At 68.0% G+C, this 18,963-nt stretch carries 14 protein-coding genes; 3 read left to right on the top strand and 11 right to left on the bottom strand.

From position 1 onward, the window contains the following. Positions 1–5: 5 nt before the first annotated feature. The 6 genes from efeB to NBG84_RS24540 form a co-directional block, all read right to left on the bottom strand. Positions 6–1,322 carry an iron uptake transporter deferrochelatase/peroxidase subunit gene (efeB, locus tag NBG84_RS24565; protein ID WP_425608689.1) on the bottom strand — a complete coding sequence of 439 codons (1,317 nt, stop codon included), beginning with the start codon at positions 1,320–1,322 and terminating at the stop codon, positions 6–8. A gap of 15 nt (positions 1,323–1,337) precedes the next feature. Continuing rightward, the gene (locus NBG84_RS24560) at positions 1,338–3,425 is read right to left on the bottom strand and encodes a copper resistance CopC/CopD family protein (protein ID WP_250921752.1); all 2,088 of its coding nucleotides are present in this window, start codon (positions 3,423–3,425) and stop codon (positions 1,338–1,340) included. A 23-nt stretch (positions 3,426–3,448) separates the two neighbouring features. Then, a complete protein-coding gene (locus NBG84_RS24555) occupies positions 3,449–3,934 on the bottom strand; it encodes a copper chaperone PCu(A)C (protein ID WP_250921751.1) in 486 nt (161 codons plus the stop codon). Continuing rightward, entirely contained in the window at positions 3,931–4,596 is a 666-nt protein-coding gene (locus NBG84_RS24550; protein ID WP_250921750.1) for an SCO family protein, read from the bottom strand. The genes NBG84_RS24555 and NBG84_RS24550 overlap by 4 nt, the downstream gene beginning before the upstream one ends. A 33-nt stretch (positions 4,597–4,629) precedes the next feature. Beyond that, positions 4,630–5,415 carry a YcnI family copper-binding membrane protein gene (locus NBG84_RS24545; protein ID WP_425608693.1) on the bottom strand — a complete coding sequence of 262 codons (786 nt, stop codon included), beginning with the start codon at positions 5,413–5,415 and terminating at the stop codon, positions 4,630–4,632. Between the two features lie 113 nt (positions 5,416–5,528). Next, positions 5,529–6,341, bottom strand: a complete 813-nt coding sequence (locus NBG84_RS24540; protein ID WP_250921748.1) for a hypothetical protein — start codon at positions 6,339–6,341, stop codon at positions 5,529–5,531. A gap of 217 nt (positions 6,342–6,558) precedes the next feature. On the opposite strand from NBG84_RS24540, the gene NBG84_RS24535 reads away from it, so the two are divergent. Further along, positions 6,559–7,020 (top strand): ATP-binding protein, encoded by a 462-nt coding sequence (locus NBG84_RS24535; protein WP_250921747.1) that lies wholly within the window; start codon positions 6,559–6,561, stop codon positions 7,018–7,020. 355 nt (positions 7,021–7,375) lie between these two features. On the opposite strand, the gene NBG84_RS24530 is transcribed toward NBG84_RS24535, so the two are convergent. After that, a complete protein-coding gene (locus NBG84_RS24530) occupies positions 7,376–8,833 on the bottom strand; it encodes an aminopeptidase P family protein (RefSeq protein ID WP_250921746.1) in 1,458 nt (485 codons plus the stop codon). A gap of 171 nt (positions 8,834–9,004) precedes the next feature. Then, positions 9,005–10,816 carry a PP2C family protein-serine/threonine phosphatase gene (locus tag NBG84_RS24525; protein ID WP_250921745.1) on the bottom strand — a complete coding sequence of 604 codons (1,812 nt, stop codon included), beginning with the start codon at positions 10,814–10,816 and terminating at the stop codon, positions 9,005–9,007. Positions 10,817–11,527: 711 nt separating this feature from the next. Between NBG84_RS24525 and NBG84_RS24520 the strand changes: the two genes are divergently transcribed. After that, a complete protein-coding gene (locus tag NBG84_RS24520; protein ID WP_250921744.1) occupies positions 11,528–12,229 on the top strand; it encodes a bifunctional DNA primase/polymerase in 702 nt (233 codons plus the stop codon). 1,365 nt (positions 12,230–13,594) lie between these two features. On the opposite strand, the gene NBG84_RS24515 is transcribed toward NBG84_RS24520, so the two are convergent. The 3 genes from NBG84_RS24515 to NBG84_RS24505 all read right to left on the bottom strand — a co-directional run bounded on the left by NBG84_RS24515 (position 13,595) and on the right by NBG84_RS24505 (position 16,917). Next, positions 13,595–14,590 (bottom strand): DUF5926 family protein, encoded by a 996-nt coding sequence (locus NBG84_RS24515; protein ID WP_250921743.1) that lies wholly within the window; start codon positions 14,588–14,590, stop codon positions 13,595–13,597. 824 nt (positions 14,591–15,414) lie between these two features. Beyond that, entirely contained in the window at positions 15,415–16,014 is a 600-nt protein-coding gene (locus NBG84_RS24510) for an ATP-binding protein (protein ID WP_250921742.1), read from the bottom strand. An 81-nt stretch (positions 16,015–16,095) separates the two neighbouring features. Next, positions 16,096–16,917 (bottom strand): glycerophosphodiester phosphodiesterase, encoded by an 822-nt coding sequence (locus NBG84_RS24505; RefSeq protein WP_250921741.1) that lies wholly within the window; start codon positions 16,915–16,917, stop codon positions 16,096–16,098. Between the two features lie 295 nt (positions 16,918–17,212). On the opposite strand from NBG84_RS24505, the gene NBG84_RS24500 reads away from it, so the two are divergent. Beyond that, a complete protein-coding gene (locus NBG84_RS24500; RefSeq protein WP_250921740.1) occupies positions 17,213–18,871 on the top strand; it encodes a S1C family serine protease in 1,659 nt (552 codons plus the stop codon). Positions 18,872–18,963 lie beyond the last annotated feature (92 nt).

Raw genomic sequence — 18,963 nt, 5'->3', positions numbered from 1 at the left:
CAAGGTCAGGACTCCAGCAGCCGCTGTCCCACGTACTCGCCCTCCCGCGCCCCGCCCGGTACCGCGTACAGACCGCTCGCCTCATGCCGGATGAACTCCGACAGAGCGTCCCCCCGATCGAGTTTGCGCTGGACGGGCACAAAGCCGCGCAGCGGGTCCGCCTGCCAGCAGATGAAGAGCAGCCCGGCGTCCGGCGTACCGTCCGGGCCGATGCCGTCGTGGTACGAGAACGGGCGCCGCAACATCGCCGCCCCGCCGTTCTGCTCGGGGGCGGAGATCCGGGCATGGGCGTTCTCCCGGATGACCAGCTTCCCGTCGGTGCCTCGCTCATCGAGCGCGAGCTCCGTCGTCTCCTCCCCTCCGGTGAGGGGCGCACCATCGGACTTGCGCCGTCCGATGACCGCCTCCTGATGGTTCAACGACAGTGCTTCCCAATCGTCCAGGAGCATGCGGATACGTCGGACAACCGCGAAGGAACCCCCCGTCAGCCACTCCTGTCCCGACCCGGCGGCCACAAAGATCCGCTGGTCGAAGTCCTGGTCGGATGGCTTGGGATTGTTGGTGCCGTCGACCTGGCCCATCAGATTGCGGGTGGTCATCGGCTGCTCGGTCGCTCCCGGGGAGCGGTTGAACCCGTTCATCTGCCAGCGCACCCGGGCCGTCTTGCCGGCTGCTCGCTGCACCGCGCGCAGCGCATGGAAGGCGACCAGCGCGTCATCCGCGCCGATCTGCACCCAGAGGTCGCCGTGGGAACGCTGGGCGTCCAGCTGGTCGGCGGAGAAGGCGGGCAGCGGATCGAGTCCTTCCGGTCGCCGTGCCACCAGCCCCGTGCGGTCGAAGAAGGTGCGGCCGAAACCGAAGGTCACCGTCGTCGAGGAGGGCCCCGCATCGAGGGCGACACCCGTATCGGCCCCGGCGTGCTCGGCCGTGCGGCCCGCCATCAGCTCGCCCGCCAGCGCTGACCAGCGCCGCATCAGGGCGGTCGCCTCCTTGCGGCCGGCGCTCGGAGCCAGATCGAAGGCGATCAGATGACCGTGGGCCTGCATGGGCGTCGTGATGCCGGGCTGGTGCTTCCCGTGGAAGGCGACCTCACGGGACCCGACCGTCGACAGCGCCGTCGGGGCGTGATCGTCGGTGGCGGAGTGCGCCAGGGCGCCACCCGCCGCCCCCACCGTCAGACCGGCCGCGCCCACGGCGCCCGCGGTGGCGAGGAGCCGTCGTCGGGACGGGCCGTCACCGGCCGCGCGCTGACCCGAAGCGGGCGCTTGGGAGCCCTGACCCGCTTCCGGGTCGGAGGACGGTGTTGAGGCGTTCGCTGCCACCGGGTTCACTCGCTATCAGCCGATCTTCACGTTCTTGTCGACGGTCGTCTGGTCGAAGTCCGAGGTGCGGACGGTCACCTGGACCTGCCAGTCCCCGGGCATCGGGATCTGGACCGACGGCGCGGTCCAGTGTCCCGCGGCCAGCCGCTGCGGGGTGATCGGCAGTGGCCCGATCTGTTTGGCCCGCAGGGTGAAGGAGACCTTCACCTCGGGGGCGTCCAGCGGTGTGCCGTTCGGTCCATCGACCCATAGGTGGAGAGTGTTCGCCCCGGGGCTTGCCGGGTCGAGGGTCAGCCGGATGGCGCCCTTCCCGTTCGCCCCACCGGTGTCGAACGGAATCGTGAGCTCAGCCGGACCCTGTGCCGCCGCACCGGAGGCGGCGGAGCTGCCGGTGGTGGCCGCCGCCTCTTCCTGCGTACGGCCGGGTTCGGTGGTCGTGAGCGCGGTCGTCACCGCGAGTAGGACGATGGCGATGGCCGCCTCGGCGAGTACGGAACGGCGCAGGCCGGATCGCTGGGGGTCGGCGTCCCGTACCTTCTTCCGGCTGGCGGTCGCCACGGCCGCCTGCTGACGAGCCAACTGGGCGACCCGCTCCGGATCGGCCGCACCAGCAGTTGCCCCCGTACCCGCGGTATCTGTCCTATCCGCGGTCTCTGCGGTGCTGACCGCGACCGTCCCTGCCGTATCAGCGGTACTGCTCACACCGGCGGTACCGCTGACTCTGGCGGGATCTGCCGTATCGGATTGCGCCAGCCGGGCGGTCCACCGACGCGACACCCAGGCCACGCCGACCATCGCCACCACCAGTGCCACCTTGACCAGCAGCAGTTGCCCGTATGACGTTCCCGTCAGCGCCGACCAGGAGCCGACCTGCCGCCAGGACTGATACAGCCCGGTCGCCGCCAGTGCGACGACGCTGACGAAGGCCACCTGCGAGAACCGCCGTACCGCCGTCTCCTCGATCGAGGGAACCCGGTACAGCGCGGTCAACAGTGCCGCGAGCCCACCCAGCCAGGTCGCGACGGCCAGGAGGTGGATGACGTCGACCGGCATGGCGATCCCGGGCTGGATACCGGTCGACGCATGCTCGGACATGGCCCAGGTCGCGGCGATCCCGGCGGCCACGACCGTGCCACCGACGGTCAGCCCAAACGTCAGGTCCTTGCGTTCGGCCTCGGTCCTGCCGCCGCCGTCGTTCGTGTCCGGCTCGCCGTCCCGTCGTGCGTACGCCCCGAACAGCACCGCTATGAACAGGGCCGCCGCCCCGAGCAGCAGCAACCGGGAGACCAGCGCCGCCCCGGTCTTGGTCTCCAGAACATCCTTCAGCCCACTGAGCTCAAAGGCGTCCGCGAGCTTTCCGGAACCGGTGTACGGGGAGCGCAACAGCAGCAGGACCAGGGTGGACGCGGTGAGTGTCACCCACCCGTGGGTGATGAGCCGCTGCACCGGCCGGACGCCGGCACCACGCTGCCAGCACAGCAGGACGAAGGAGGCGGCACCGACCATCAGAAGGAAACCGGTGTACGCGGTGTAGCGGGCGATGTCATAGAGGAGGCCCACCAGTCCGCCGCCCGGCTCCTCCTTGGACAGCGAGACCTCCGTCTTGGACGGGGCGCCGATGGAGAAGGTGAACGCCCCCGAGATCGGATGGCTGTCCGCCGAGACCGCCTGCCAGGCAACGGTGTAGGTGCCCTCGGGAAGACCGGGCAGCAGGTCTACGCCATAGGAGACGGTGCTCTCGCTGGAGAGGTCCCGGACCGTGGAGCGGTCCGCGCGCTTCCCACTCGGCTCCAGGACGCGGATGGAGTCCTTCCCCATCGCGATCTGCTCGGAGAAGGTGAGTGTCACCTCCTTGGGCGCACTGGCGACCACCGCCCCGTCCCGCGGATTGCTCCCGGTCAGAGCGGCATGGGCCGAGGCCGGGGCCGCGCCGGCGAGCAGCAGACCCAGGACCGTGCCGAGCAGCGTGACCAGGGCCAGCAACCGCTGGTGCGGTGGCCGGTGCCGCCCGGCGAACCCACCGAACGGTCGTGCTGGCAGGGGCACGGCTTCGGTTGGACACCCGGCCGGGAGCGCTCCGCGGTGCGGGGCGGTGGTCGTCATGGCTTAGTCAGTCCCCTCGACACTCAGTGCTTCGCCGGGTTGTACGTGGGTTCCTTGACCGGAAGCTCGACCTTGATCGGGTCTGACTTCTCGAAGTGCAGCTCGACCGCCACCTTCTGGCCCTTCTTCGGCCGCTCCTTGAGCTGCATGAACATCAGGTGGTTACCGCCCCGCTCCAGGTTGAGCTCGCCCTCGGCGGGGATGCCGAACGACTTCACCTGCCGCATCTTCCGGTTCTTCGACTCGTGGATCGTCACATCGTCGGAGAGCGTGCTGGTGACGGCGGTGAGCTTGTCGCCCGCCGAGCCGCTGTTGTGCACGGTGAGGAAGCCGGCGGCCGTATCGCTGACCGGCTGGGGCATAAACGCGCCATCGACCTTGAGCTCCGGTTTGTCGGGCCCGGTGGAGCAGCCCGTGAGCGCCAGCGCCGTACCGAAGGCGATGACTCCGGCAGCGGTTCGTAGCCCGCCGTTGGCCCGTTTGACCGAGCGGCTTGCGGTCGCTCTCATGGCTTCTCACCGCGTACGAGCTCCGGGAGGTCCTTGGCGTACTCATCGACGCTGGTGTCCTCGCCGTACAGCACATAGCCCTCATCGGTCTTCGGTGAGAAGGCGATGACCTGGGCGCCGTGCATCGAGACGACGGTGCCGTCCTTCTCCTTGGTCGCCGGGTCGATGCCGATGCCCAGCTGACGTGCCCCGGCCTGGATGGTCGGGAAGTCGCCGCTCAGTCCGATGAAGGAGGGATCGCCCGCGCTCGGCAGCCACTTGCCCAGCTCGGCCGGGGTGTCCCGCTCGGGGTCCGTGGTGACGAAGACGACCTGGAGCTTGTCCTGGTCGGCCTTGGGGAGCTTCTTCTCGGCGATGGCGATGTTGCTCATCGTCAGCGGGCAGACATCGGGACATTTGGTGTAGCCGAAGAAGAGCAGCGTCGGCTTGCCCTTGGTCTGCTCCCGCAGATCGAACTTCTGCCCCTTGGTGTCGGTGAGCACCAGATCGGGCTTGGTGAACGGCCGATCCAGCACGGTACCCGGATCGTCGACCTGACCGGTCGAGATATCGGCGACGGATGACTTCGCCGAATCGGAGTCCGCTTTGGAGTCCTTGCCGCAGCCGGACAGGGTGAGGGTGGCCACGACGAGCGTGGCCACCAGTGCGGTCTTCTTGCGCATGGAGAGATATCCCAGAGGTGGTGTACGGGTGTGTCAGGAGGTGCGACGGCGGCCCGCGAGCACACCGAAGGCGACTCCGGCAGCGCCGACCGCGATGCCGACGACCGCCAGAACGCGTGCGGTGCCGTCGGAGTCATCGCCGGAGGCGGTCACGTGCTCCTTGCCATGGTCTCCGTCCTTGGAACCAGAGCTGTTCTTGGCATCATCGCCGCCCTTGGTTCCGCCGTGGTGGCCGCCCTCGGCCGCGGTCAGTTCGAGTACGGGCGCGGGCGAGGTGGGCTCGGCGCCTTCCTTCGGGGCCTCGATCCAGCGCACGACCTCCTTGTTGTCGTACGTCTGGAGCGCCTTGAAGACGAGCTGGTCGGCGTTCTCGGGCAGCTGGCCGAGCGAGACGGGGAACTGCTGGAACTGCCCGGGGCCGATCTTGCCTCCGGCGGAGGTCCAGGTGATCTTGCTGGCCGCTTCGGTGATCTTGTTGCCGTGGACCTCAAGCGGCTTCGCGAGCTTGGACTTGGTCACCTGCACCGTCCACCCCGGTACCGGCTGGGGCAGCACCGAGGCCAGCGGGTGCTCGGTCGGCAGATTGACCTCCAACTTCACGGTGGAGGCGGTGTCGCGCTCATTGGGAACCTTGAAGTTGACGGTCGCGTAGCCGCCCTTGGCGGCCTCGCCCTGCGGCTGCACGCTCACATGGGCGAAGGCGGTGCCGGAGAGCAGCAGGGCGGAGCCCACCGTGGCACCGGCCAGGACCGCGACGCTGCGCAGAGCACCCAGAGGGGCCCGGCGAGCGGCGACCGAGGAGGAGGCACCGCGGGGCATACGGGAGGAAAGGCTCATGGCGAAAACGCTCCACAGGGTGAGGAGAACGGAGGTGTGCCAGGCGCACAAGCGTGCGCGGACACCACGGCCCCACTCCCGTCGAGTGGGCCGCGTCAGGCTGTGAGGACGAACCGCGCTGGCGGTCCGCGCCTGATCACCGCGTGCTGGAGCGTTTCTGCTGTGATGGCCGGATGAGGGTCGTCCCCGGTCCGTTGAGGGCGTACCGAAAGCTCGGCATCCGCTACGAGGCCGGTGCACAGCGCCCGTACGAGAGCGAGCGCGGCCCGCAGCGGTCGGAGCCAGGCCAGTCGGGCCATCTCCGGTGCGGTGGCGGCCGAATGCTCGCCCAGCCGAGTCAGCGCCAGATCCCCGTGCCGTAGCAGCCAGCCGGTCACCACGGCGGTCAGCAGATGGGCCAGCAGCATCGCGAGCGAGGGCAGCAGGGCCGGCTGACCGACTGTGCTTTCCACCACATGGGCGCTGCCGCCGTGCGTCGGCGGAGTGAGGCCCGCGGTGGTGACGATCCGATGCGCATCGGTGGGGCTGAGGGAGCTGGCGCCGCCCCCGCACACCAACTTCGCGGCCATCTTGACCAGGATGTCGTCCGCGGCGGGCGTCAGCCGCAGTTGATGTTGGCCGACGCCGAAGAGGAGATGGAGGGCGAACTGTCCCACGCCCATGCCGCCGGCCACCCACGGCAGCGCACGCACTCGGCCGGTGAAGGGCATGACCAGGGCGAACACCACGGCGAAGCCGACCGCCAACGTCCACGGGGGGACCGTTGAGCCCGATGCCAGCGCATGTCCCGTCGCGGCCAGCACCACACAGAGGGCGGTGAACACCGCAGCCCTCAGCAACCGCGGACCCATTTCGGCGAAGACGCCGGACAGGGGCGGCAGGGGCGGCGAGGGCCTGAGGGACGACATGGCCGGCTCATCATCCCACTGGCTATCGAGCCACCGTAAGGCAGGTCCAAAAGGTCCCCTTTGGCAGCACAGGACGGCCGTCCGAGTGGTCTTTTACACCCCTGCCGAGGCAGTGCGCGTCGGCCGAATGAGCGCAATCACATCTGCCTGGTGCTTACGGACCCCGTCCAGGGGCAATACGTATCGGTATGTCGAGCCGCAGCCAGGAGGCTGGAGCATGAGCATCTGGTGGTCACTCCACTTGCGGCGCGAAGCCGCGAGCATCCCGCTCGCGCGGCGCCTGTTGCTCGGCACGATGGAGACCGCGGGAGTCGATCCTGATATCTCGTTCGATCTCTCCGTCGCGCTCAGCGAGGCGTGTGCGAACGCAGTGGAACACGGAGGTGGCCACGGTCCCGGGGAGATCCCGGGGGCGTATCGGGTCACCGCGTATCTGGACGGCGAGAAGTGCCGCATTGAAGTAGCCGATTCCGGCCCGGGTTTCCCGGCCCGCCAGGGCAGAGCCCGGGTCAGGGCCCGAACCCAGGCCCCGACGACCGCCGAGAACGGGCGGGGGCTCTGCCTGATCGAGCAACTGGCCGATCATGTGCACTTTGGCAACAGGCCAGGGCGGGGCGCGGTGGTCAGCTTTGACAAGGTCCTCAAATGGCGCGAGGGCGCGCTGCTCAAGGTCTCCTGAGACCGCAAACGGTCGCTGGGGACCTCGGGCCGCGCGCCCTCGTCCTGGAGCGGGAGTCCCGGCAGGGAGGTTCTCGTGGGGAGTCTCCCTATGCGGACTCCACGCTGAACGCCCTGGCTGAACTCCGGAAATCTCCTGCTGATCTCCTGGGCCGGACCCCTGGGGCCCGTCCGTTCCATGGATCCATGTGCTGAGCCGGGCTCCGGAAGCCGAACCGCACGACACGGCCCGTACGCGCCAACCCCTGCTGGAACGTGCAGACCCGATCAGGGCTCGCCCCTCACCTTCGCTCCCGCACCACCCCGTCGAGGCCGGATGGCCACGGATCACCTGGAGACGGATCGATCGGGATCGATCAAGAAGTGAGCGACGCCATCCAGGCCTCGACCTCATCCGCCTGTCGCGGCAGTGCGGCGGACAGGTTCCGGTTGCCGTCCTCGGTGACGAGGATGTCGTCCTCGATCCGCACACCGATGCCGCGGTACTCCTCGGGCACGGTCAGATCGTCCGCCTGGAAGTAGAGCCCGGGCTCCACCGTCAGACACATGCCCGGCTCCAGTGTCCCGTCGACATACGCCTCGTTGCGCGCGGCGGCGCAGTCGTGGACGTCCATGCCGAGCATGTGACCGGTGCCGTGCAGGGTCCAGCGGCGCTGGAGACCCAGTTCGAGCACCCGCTCCACCGGACCTTCGACCAGACCCCACTCGACGAGCCGCTCGGTGAGCACCCGCTGGGCCGCGTCGTGGAAGTCCCGGTACTTGGCGCCGGGCTTCACCGCCGCGATGCCCGCCTCCTGGGCGTCGTACACCGCGTCGTAGATCTTCCGCTGCAACTCGCTGTAGCGGCCGTTGACCGGCAGGGTGCGTGTGACATCGGCGGTGTAGAGGTTGGTGGTCTCCACACCGGCGTCGAGCAGCAGAAGATCGCCCGAGTTGACCGGGCCGTCGTTGCGCACCCAGTGCAGTGTGGTGGCGTGCGGGCCCGAAGCGCAGATGGAGCCGTATCCCACGTCATTGCCCTCGACACGGGCACGAAGGAAGAACGTTCCTTCGATATAGCGCTCGCTGGTGGCCTGTGCCTTGTCCAGGACCCTGACGACGTCCTCGAAACCACGGGTCGTGGAGTCACAGGCCTTCTGCAACTCGTCGATCTCGAATTCGTCCTTCACCACGCGGGCCTCGGAGAGGTAGACGCGCAGTTCCTCATCGCGCTCGGCGGTGACCTTGTCCGCGAGCGCGGCTTCGATGCCCGAGTCGTGCCCTCGTACGGCACGCACCGGACCGGTGGCCTCGCGCAGCTTCTCCGCCAGCTCACGCACGTCCTTGGCGGTCAGGCCCAGCAGCTGCTCGGCCTCCGCGAAGGAGTGGCGCCGGCCGACCCACAGCTCGCCCTGACCGGACAGCCAGAACTCGCCCGTCTCGCGGTTGGAGCGCGGCAGCAGGTAGATCGTCACCTCATGACCGTCGGCGGTGGGCTCAAGGACGAGCACGCCGTCCTCGGTCTGGTCACCGGTGAGGTACGCGTACTCCGTGGCGGCGCGGAAGGAGTATTCCGTGTCATTGGAACGCGTCTTCAGATTGCCCGAAGGGATCACCAGTCGCTCGCCCGGGAAACGCTTCGACAGCGCGGCCCGACGGGCAGCGGTGTGCGGGGCCTGAGCTATGGGCCTCAGATCACCCTGCTCGGTGTCCGCCCAGCCGCTGGCCATGCTCGCCGCCAGCTCGTCGGACACACCCGGGTACAGGCCGTTCTTACGCGGCTTGATCGGCTGCTCTTCTTCTTCCGGGGTACTCGGGGTGAGCTCCTCGGCCACGTCTGCCTCCTCGATACAACACTGGACCGGAGTCCATCGTATGTGGGACGTGAAGATGGCCCGGAGAGATGTGAGAAGCCCCCCAAATCGGGCAGGGCCAGATGGCGGGTGGGAACCGCCCCGGTGGGCAAATCGAGTGGTACCGGAATCAGCCGACAAAGTTGGCGTGGATCAGTCGAAACACACTGCGAGCAGGACGATGTCTTCATCGATGGTGCTGTGGTCGAGTCCTTCTGGAAGCAGTTCCTTGAGTACGTGATCGGCGATTGCACCAGGGTTACGCCGGGCGGCTTTGGGGACGGATGCGGCAGCCGTGTGCAGTCGGGCGAAAGCCCGGTCCATGGGGTCACCGGTGCATCTGAGCAGGCCGTCGGTGTAGAGCAGCACCGTTTCTCCCGGCTCGGGCGTCAACTCCACGCTCGGCGCCTCCCAGCAGGCGAGCATCCCCAGCGGCGCGGACAGGGAGGTCTCCACGAACTCCGTCCGCCGTTCACCGATCACCAGCGGCGGAGTGTGTCCCGCACCCGCCAGCACCATCTTCCCGGCCGCTGGCTCGGCATAGGCGAAGAGCGCGGTCGCCGTACGGGCGGGCTCGGTCAGCCGCAGCAGCAGTTCAAGATCGGAGAGTACGGCGACGGGGTCCTCGCCCTCCATCACGGCGTACGCCCGCAGGGAGGCGCGTAGCCGCCCCATGGCAGCGAGCGCGCTCGGCCCCGAACCGCTCACCGAACCGACCGCGAGCCCCAGCGCGCCCTCCGGCAGCGGTAGCGCGTCGTACCAGTCACCACCGCCGAGGGGGCCCGTGCGGTGCCGGGCGGCGAGCTGGACCCCGGGCAGCCGTGGCAGCCTGCTGGGCAGCAGTTCCTCAGCGATGGTCGCCATGGTCTCGCGGGCCTGCTCAAGCTCCAGCAGCCGGGCCAGATGCTCGGTGGCGTACCGCGTGTAGAGGTCCACCAGATGGCACTGCCGCTTCTGCGGTGTGGCGGGCTCGTCGTACAGCCAGACGGTCGCACCGAGGATTCCGGCCGACTCGGACGCCAGGGGCTGGGTGTAACTGGCGGCATAGCCGAGTCGGACGGCGACCTCGCGCAGGCGGGGGTCGAGGGAGGTGTCACCGAGCAGGTCGGGAAGGCAGATGGGCCGGGGCAACCCATCAGATCCACCGGACCCGCCAGATGCACTGGAACTGCCAGATGCGCCGGACCCATCAGGTCCACCGAGACCGCCAGAAGCATCGGTTTCGCATGGCCGAGTCGTTCCCTCGGACCTCATCGCTCCGATCAGACGGTCGGGTCCGTCGAGTTGGCCGGGATGAGGCTGATCACCCGGGGCATGACCACCCTCAGGAGCGGTCTCCCGGTGGTCGCCGCCGCTGTCACCTCGGCGGGTGTCTGGATTGCCCCCCTGATGAGCAAGGATCTGGCCGTACGCCGTCGCGGCGCGCGGAATGGTTTCGATGTGCCCCAGTTCGGCGTGGGTGAGCCCCAGGCCCTTGATCCGGGTGCGGCGGCTCAATGGGTCACGGTCCGTGCCGAAGCGGCAGGTCCGATCGTCGAGGCCGGCCCCGATTCTCTGCCCCGGGCCCGGCTGCGGCTCCAGGACCACCATGCCGCGCCGGGCACCCAGCAGAGCGGCCCCCGCCTCCAGTAGCTCTTGGAGCGCGGTGTCGAGTGAACTGGTTCTGGCCAGTCGTTCGGTCAGTTCCTGGAGGGCGGTCAGATCCGATACCCAGCCCGCGAGCCGGTCCTGCACCACGGTGCTCGGCGAAGCGACCAACCCCTGGTGGACGCTGGACGCGTGATCCGGCGGTTCATCGGTCCTGCCGTCCGATGCGGCGCCCGAGCGACTACCGGGCGGCACCTCGGAGGGATCTTCGAGTGGGGCCGGGACGGCAGGGATTCCCGGAAGAGCCGCCGCAGTGTGCGTGGAAGAAGAAAGAGCTGAGTCGATTCCAGCCACTTTCGGCACATGGGGGGCACTCATGGCAGCCGACTTTTTGACTGGCGCATTTCGCTCAATGGCATTGCAAACCCCCAGCTGATTCTGGGCCGCTACCCATGCATCCACATGTACACGCAGAAGGAAGGGGATGTCCAGCATTGGACCAGTGGGATTGATGGTGTCTGTGTGCTCTTGAACTTCTCTTGAACGATTCTTGAACTTGGCCGAAAAATGCACCTGATGGAGGGTAATTGAGGTCGACTGAGGGTGTTCGGCAGTTGATCCCTCGGTGGATCTCTTCAGGGAGGGAACCCTGAAGGAGGCATCGGCGGAAGCGTCATACCAAACGTGGTGGGTACGTAAACGGTGATGGCCAGGGGCAGTTGGTATCGTCCCGGAACCTTGCGACCGGCTCAGGCGTCCTTACAGGCGTAGGTCGCGCCAGGAGTCCACGGCAGATCCCCACAGCGATGGGGCTGATCCGTTATAACGGGACAGAACAGCGGGCGCTGACAGCAAGCGCCAGGCGCGCGCCATTCCTGGCCGCGCGTTCGATGGAGCACAGCCCACGTTCGGCCCCCGGCGGCGATCCTGTCGCAGGCGAAGCGGGGGTCGCCCATGCCACACCGGCAGGGGGCGGTGATACGCCGACCAGAATGTACTCGTACAGCCAATAGGCATGTGTACGCACAGTGAAGCTGCACACATGGTGTGATGTGGACCTCGGCGTTCAACGGAAAGGAACGAGCGCTCATGCGCGAGATCCTCGGAAGGCGACGCAGGCTCCGGTTTCGGCGTAAGAGGGGACCTGTACAGCTGGCACAGCTGGAAACGGCGCTCATCTGCGCCACCGAGTGGCAATGGCCCGTACTCCCCGGTGTGGGGCCCAAGACGGTCAGTGCTCGCGGTGGTCGTGATGCCCGTGGAGCCGGTTGTGCCTGCCCCGACCCCGAGTGCGTCGTACCCGGCGCGCACCCCTTCGAACCCGGACTCCTTGCTGCAACAACCGACGAGCGGATGGTGCGGTGGTGGTGGACGAACCGTCCCACCGCCCCACTCATCCTCGCCACCGGCAAGAACGCGCCCTGCGCGATCAGTCTCCCGGCAGTGGCCGGGGCCCGGGCGCTGTCGGTGCTCGACGGAATGAACCTGCGGCTGGGGCCGGTAGTCGCAACACCCACGCGATGGTCGCTGCTGGTCGCGCCCTACAGCCTGGAGGAGCTCGGAGAGCTTCTCTTCGCGAAGGACTGCGTGCCGAGTTCGCTGCGATTCCACGGCGAGGGCGGCTATCTCGTACTACCTCCCTCGGAGACGGGGGCGGGGCAGGTCCGATGGGAGCGTGCACCGCTGCCTGGCACCGCTGCCCCATGGCTGCCCAAGGTGGAGGCGGTGGTGGACGCACTGGTGGAAGCGAGCACCAGCGCGCCCGACGGCGGAAGCCGTCTCTCGTACTGACCTCCCGCCGCCCCGCGCACAGCGCCATCTCCCCAGTGGAGCCGCCCCGTAGTCCGTGCGGGCTGGCACTACTCACGTAGTCGCTGGCACCTTGCGAGCACGGCGGCCTGTGCGCGGATGAACCTGCGAGACCTCGACGGCCGGCTCTCACCCGTACGGGTAGGAGCCGGCCTGAGTCGTACGGCGGCCAGGTGCGGGGCGCTGGTCACTCATACGCCCTGGATGGCGTAGGCCATCCGTTTCCTGTCGGGAACATTTCCTAGCGGGAACAGCGGGAACAGTCGCTCAGCCGACAGCTGGCCCATGCTCCATCGGGCCGGTGTCTTCTCCGGCGTCTGGGGCGGCCGGGCTCCGGTGCCGCTGCTGGCGGACACGGTTATGGGTTACTGGGGCTGAGGTGATCGTCATCAGCGTGGCAGAAGGCCGAAACAGAACCCCAGCGCTCGGATTTCGGACGCTGAAAGCTGCTTCCACCCCCATGGATCACTCATGGCCCATGCTCCGCACCCGCCGATCGCCCCTAGGCCCAACGCCCGACAAGGGGCCTTCCCCACGCCGGGCGCGGCGATAGGACCGGCCGCGGGCGACAGTGGGCAGGGGGGCATGTCTCCCATCCCCCAAGTCTCGCCCGACGCGAGCACGGAACGTGTGCCTCCCGAGGGAGCAGAGGCGCCGAACCGTGTGCTCACCCCGCCCGGAACACTGGGACGCGTACGTACCACCGCAATGCAACAGGCCGAGAATTGAAGTTCCGCAGGGACTCTCATGGCAGTTGAAAGACGCACTTCGCAGAGCACCTGCATGGCCGAAGCGAGTGATGAACCGCGGCTCTGCGAGACCTCGCGGGAGTTTTCCCGTGGTAGTGCCAACGGCAGGGCCATGGACTTTTGGGCCGTTGCGGAGTTCGCCGTCGTCGATGACTCCGACGGTGGTGACCCCTCCTGCCGTTCGGCAGCAACTCCGTTGCCAGTGAAGGCCGTTGAGGTTTGCTGACGTACTGTCATCGGAGGTGATCACTCCGTGGAAAAGCAGACGCCCGGTCGCTGGCGACGGGGGATGCACCAGCGACCGGGCTTATAGAACGGTAACAAGAGATCTGCGGTTCGCAAATTCGATCTCGGGAATTCAGACAAGGATTCAGCTCACGGTAAGGGCAGTTGTGACTCGAGTCACTCAGCTTGTCCCACTGAGTGACGAACGGCGGTGCGGAGACGGTCGAGGGTCCGAGCGAGCCGGGTTTCAACCACCTGGCTCACGCCCCAGCCCCCAGGCCTCCAGCCCTTGCCCCGGCTCCCTGACTGGGCTCAGAGCATCGACCCCGTGCTCTGAGCCCCAGCGGCCTACGCCCGGGATCAGTTCAAGTTCTCAGCTCAAGGTGACCTGACGGTTGGTGAGTCCACTGCGCGCCCGACGCTCCGCAGCCGAAAGCGGAGCGTCCTGAGCGAGAGCCTCGGCCAGCCGCTCGATGAATTCGGCAGCTGGCTTCTCACACTCTTCCGCGCCCATCGTGGTGGGCAGGTCCCAGACCGGAACCACCAGTCCGTGGGCGCGGAACGATCCGACGAGCCGGGTGTTCTCACCCAGCGAAGCCTGCCCGGCCGCGTACAGCCGGGCAAGCGAGTCCAGCAGTTTCTCCTCGGGGTGGGACATGACCCAGCGGAGGTGGTTCTTCTCCGGGGTCTCGCACCAGTACGCCGCGTCCACGCTGGAGAGCTTGACGGTGGGGATGGCGGCGGCGTTCGCCCGCTCCAGGGACGCGGCCACCTCGGGGGCCGACTCCTCCGTGGACTCCGGCACCCAGAACTCAAAACCGGAATGTACTCGCGGCTCAAAGGGCGCATTGAGGTCAAGAAGATCCTGAAGGCGGGGACCCTCCCCCTGAAGGACGCCGGCCCTACTCGCGGGAGGGACGGGGTTACCCGGTTCAACGGTCAGCGCACGGGTCAGGGTGTCGGCGAGATCGCGGCTCAGATCACCGCTCGCCGTGTCGTTCTGGAGGCCAAGCAGTACGGAACCGTCGTCCCGACGCAGTGCCGGCCAGGCCATGGGCAGTACCGTCGCCAGGGTCACGGACGGCACCCCGTCGGGCAGTCCGTCCTTGAGCGTGAGCCGTACCGTCGCGGCGGGGACCAGTTCGCGCAGGGCGACCCAGTCGCACTCACCGGGCAACCCTTCGAAGGGGCGCTGGACCAACTCGGTGACGGCATGCGCGGCAGCACGGCCATGGCATGCCTTGTAGCGGCGCCCAGATCCGCAGGGGCAGGGCTCGCGTGCTCCCACCACGGGCACGGGCTCATTGCCGCCGCGGCCCTGGTGGGGCTGAGGCTTCGATGCCTTGGTCTGGGGGCGCTTCTTGGCCATGGTGCGGCTTCTCCCGATAGCGGCGGAGGTGCTGTGTTTGCGCGAGCCTAGCCGTCCGTCGCTCTTGGAGTGGCACTCGGACACCGGGCCGTCCCGGCGCCTGGCTGCTCAAACCGTCCGGCCACCCGGCCGTTCGAGGCTCGCCCCGGTTCGCCGCTGAGCTGGCTGTTCGGCGGTACGGGCAGTGCTGGCCCGGCGAGTTGGCCGGTCGGTCGGTCGGCCGTTTCCTGGCTTGTCGGCGCCGCTGCGGAAGGCTTGTTGCCGTCTGATCCTTGTCGCCGTCTGATCGGCGATATCTCCGCGGGGACGGGGTGCCCGCTCTGCGCGAGCCCTGCCGGCGTTGAGTTACGAGTGCTGGCGAGAAGCCCATATGCCGCATGTCGGGATGAGGCTCAGGTACAAGAGGAAAACAATGAGTGCGGCGGGTAGGTAGGTAGAGGGAAACCGAGGAATCCATCGTGAGAGCGAAGGAATTGAGCCGCTCAAGAGAGCCCTTCAGGAGAACAGTCCGCTAAGCCCTCGGCCTCTTATGCCCGCTGGGTCCTTAAGTCTTCTGGAGTGCCCTGGAGTCCTCTCAGCAGGGGACAAGAGCACAACAGGGTCGGTTCCCAACCGGCGGCACGGCCTTGCGGGCGATTGTCGGTCGCCCTCTGTCACCGTTGCTCTCGAATGACCCTCGCACAGCGGTCATAGTCGAGTCGTAGCCGAACCGCCCGTACTGCCTTGCCCTGGTTGACCGACGGCGGGAACACGGGGAGCACTCCTGTCCGCGTTCACCGCATATGCCACAGGCCATATGTCAGAGGTCTGGTACACCTCGCTGATCAGCTGAGATCGTCATACACCTCCGAGAAGTCGAATCCGGGACCAGTGACGCGCGTAGCAAAATCGTCGCGGCGATGACCCTTGGTAACAACTACCCATACGGTGACTTCGCCCGCCGCGCTGTCGCGAACACCCCACTCCTGCGCCAGAGCGCTGATGATGTTGAGTCCACGACCACCTCGGGCCGTGACCGATGGTGTGGCGGGGATGGGGCGAGTCGGGCCGCCTCCGTCCGTCACCTCAACCGTCAATCCACCCGTTCTGTCGAAGCGCCATGCGGCGCGAATGTTTCCGTCGCCCACCTCCGCGTGTCCCAGCGGCCTGCCGTGTCGGCAGGCATTGCTGAGAAGCTCGGAAAGAATAAGAATCGCATCGTCGACAACCGACTCCGGCAACCCGCCGCGGCGCAACTGCTCCCGCATCCGGTGCCTTGCTTCGCCCACGCCCGCAGGGCCATGGGGTACGGCCATGCTCGACGACGTGGGCACTTCTTGTGCCACCACCAACGCCACCCCCGAGACCTCCTTTGCCCCACGCCACGGTTTGGATGCCCCATTGGACTGGACCGGAAACCGTTCGGAGACGGGCCTGTGACGCACTCTTGATGGACGAGCACGCATCGAACGCGCCGGTGCACTCCCTGTGATGGTGGTGGCAGCTACTGTCGTTGGTGACAGGTGTCAATGAGCGCGGCCCAGCTGGGTCAGTACCTGCCGGGGCCGGTTGGTGATGATCGCCTCGACCCCGAGTCGGGCGCACAGCTCCACGTCCTCGGGTTCATTGACGGTCCACACATGGACGCGATGGCCCGCCTGATGCAGCCGTTCGAGATAGCCGGGGTTGTTCCGGACGATCCGGATGCTGGGGCCGGCGATCCGCGCCCCGGCCGGCAGTCGTCCATCCCGCAGTCGCGGGCTGACGAACTGCATCAGATAGACCGTGGGGATGGTCGGGGCCGCTGCCGCGATCCGGTGCAGCGAACGGGGCGAGAAGCTCATGATGCGTACGGGCGAATCCTCGGCCGCGGCCGGTCCGGCGAGACCGAATCGGCCAAGGAGCTGGAGCAGCCGTTCCTCCACTTGGCCCGCCCAACGCGTCGGATGCTTGGTCTCGATCGCCAACTCGACCCTTCGCCCGGAGTCGGCGACCAGTTCGAGCAGCCGCTCCAGGGTGAGGACGGAGGTGAGGGAGGGGTCCCCCCAGTCGGGGCTCTCCACGGAGTCCTCGCGACCCTTCCAGGTGCCGAAGTCGAGAGTGGCGAGGTCCGCGAGCTCCAGGGCGGAGACGGCGCCGCGGCCGTTGGACGTACGGTTCACGCGGCGGTCGTGAACACAGACGAGGTGGCCGTCCGCGGTGAGGCGCACATCGCATTCGAGGGCGTCCGCGCCGTCGTCGATGGCCTTCATATACGCGGCCAGAGTGTGCTCGGGGGCGTCTTCGGACGCTCCTCTGTGAGCGACGACCTGAATGTGGTGCTGCCGTGCTTGAGTCACCCGGGTCATGGTGTCATCGAGAACGGGAAGGAGTCTCCACGGGGCTGCCCCGGAGGCTTCTCGGCGGATGGACGGCGGCTCTCGCCGACGCCCTACGGGTGCGCCCGTTTTGTCGGAAGTAAAGAATTACCGGGATATGCACAGGTCCTGCTTACAGTGGCCTGACGAGCCGTGGGAAATGCTGACCTGAACAGACTGGGCCGGCTGCCGAAGCGGATTCCCTGCTGAAGTGAGCGAACTGTGGGCGACTGGATCTTGCGAACGCCGTGAATCCCGTCGATCCGCAAAATCTGAGGAGAGAGCCGTGAGCACTGAGAACGAGGACAACGAGGGCACTGCGCAGCCGGCCGCCCCGTCCGTACCTCCTGTGCCGGCAGCGGCTCCTGACGGTCCTCCTGCGGGGACTTCCGCGTCGGAGCCTGCTGCGCCGACTGCCCCTCCCGTGCCGGGGGCGGCACCGGTGGGGCCGCCCGGGCCGGTGCCGCAGTCCGCACCCCCGGCCGTCCCGGCTGACGCTGCTCCGGCAGCGCCATCGCATCCCGGCTCGGGCTATGGGGAGCCGCCCCATGGCTCCGCCGGCCATGGGCAGGGACCTGCCGCGGGCTCGGGGGCGTTCGCGGCCGCTCACGCCGGACAACCGCAGCCGGCGGCCCCCGCTGCCGCGTCGCATCAAGGAGCGGGCGCGTCCCACCAGGGAGCGGGCTGGCCGCCCGCCCCGCCCGCTCTCCCTTCCTACGGCGCCTATGGCGCGCCCGGCGGCGGTGACGGCTCCGCCTGGGGCGCGCCGGTCCAGCCCGGTGGTGGCCCCCGGCCCAAGCGGCCAGGTGGACTGGTCGCGGCGGTACTGGTCGCGGCGCTGGTCGCGGGTGGTGTCGGCGGCGGCATCGGCTACTGGGCGGCCGAGCGCAACGACAACGACATCAACTCCACGACGGTCTCCGCTGGGAACACTCCGGTGGACCTCAAGCGCGAGCCTGGAACGGTGGCCTCGGTCGCTTCGAAGGCCCTGCCGAGCGTGGTCACCATCGAGGCGAAGGCAAGCCGCGGCGAAGCCGACCCGGGCGGCGGCGGAAACGGCCAGGAAGAGGGCGGCACCGGCACCGGCTTCGTCTATGACCAGGAAGGCCACATCCTCACCAACAACCATGTGGTCGCCTCAGCCGCGGCCGGTGGGACGCTCTCGGTGACGTTCTCGAACGGTAAGGAGTACGACGCCGAGGTGGTCGGCCGGGCGCAGGGCTATGACGTCGCCGTACTGAAGCTGAAGAGCGCCCCGGCGGGGCTGGCGCCGCTGGCGCTCGGCGATTCGCAGAAGGTGGCGGTCGGCGACTCGACGATCGCCATCGGTGCCCCGTTCGGCCTGTCGAACACGGTCACCACGGGAATCATCAGCGCGAAGAACCGCCCGGTGGCCTCGGGAGACGCTGCCAGTGGCAAGAACTCCTACATGAGCGCGCTGCAGACGGACGCCTCGATCAACCCGGGGAACTCGGGCGGTCCGCTGCTGGACTCGCGTGGCGCGGTGATCGGCATCAACTCCGCCATCCAGTCCACCGGCGGCGGCTTCGGCCAATCCCAAGCGGGCTCGATCGGCCTGGGCTTCGCCATCCCGATCAACCAGGCGAAGAACGTCGCGGAACAGCTGATCAAGTCCGGTAAGCCGGTCTACCCGGTGATCGGCGCCACCGTCGACATGGCCGGCAAGGGCACTGGCGCCAAGATCGCCACTCAGGGCGCGGGCGGCACGGCCGCGGTGGTCGCAAGCGGTCCGGCGGCGAAGGCAGGCCTTAAGGCGGGCGATGTGATCACCCGGTTCAACGACAAGCCGATCGACAGCGGCCCGACGTTGATCAGCGAGATCTGGAACCACAAGCCGGGGGACAAGGTCACCGTGACGTACGAGAGGGCCGGCAAGGAGAACAAGGCGGACCTCATCCTCGGCCAACGCGAGGGCGACAGCTGACCATCCCATCAGCGCCACTCACCCCGGTACGGAGCCCCCGGAAAGAACGCTGCTGCGGGCTCCGCCCCGGTGCCGGTAGTCTGTAGCCGCTC

It is taken from the genome of Streptomyces albipurpureus (assembly GCF_023701525.1).
Lineage (GTDB): Bacteria > Actinomycetota > Actinomycetes > Streptomycetales > Streptomycetaceae > Streptomyces > Streptomyces albipurpureus.
The sequence above is the reverse complement of the archived record's forward strand: the minus strand, read 5'-3'. Positions and strand labels throughout refer to the sequence as shown.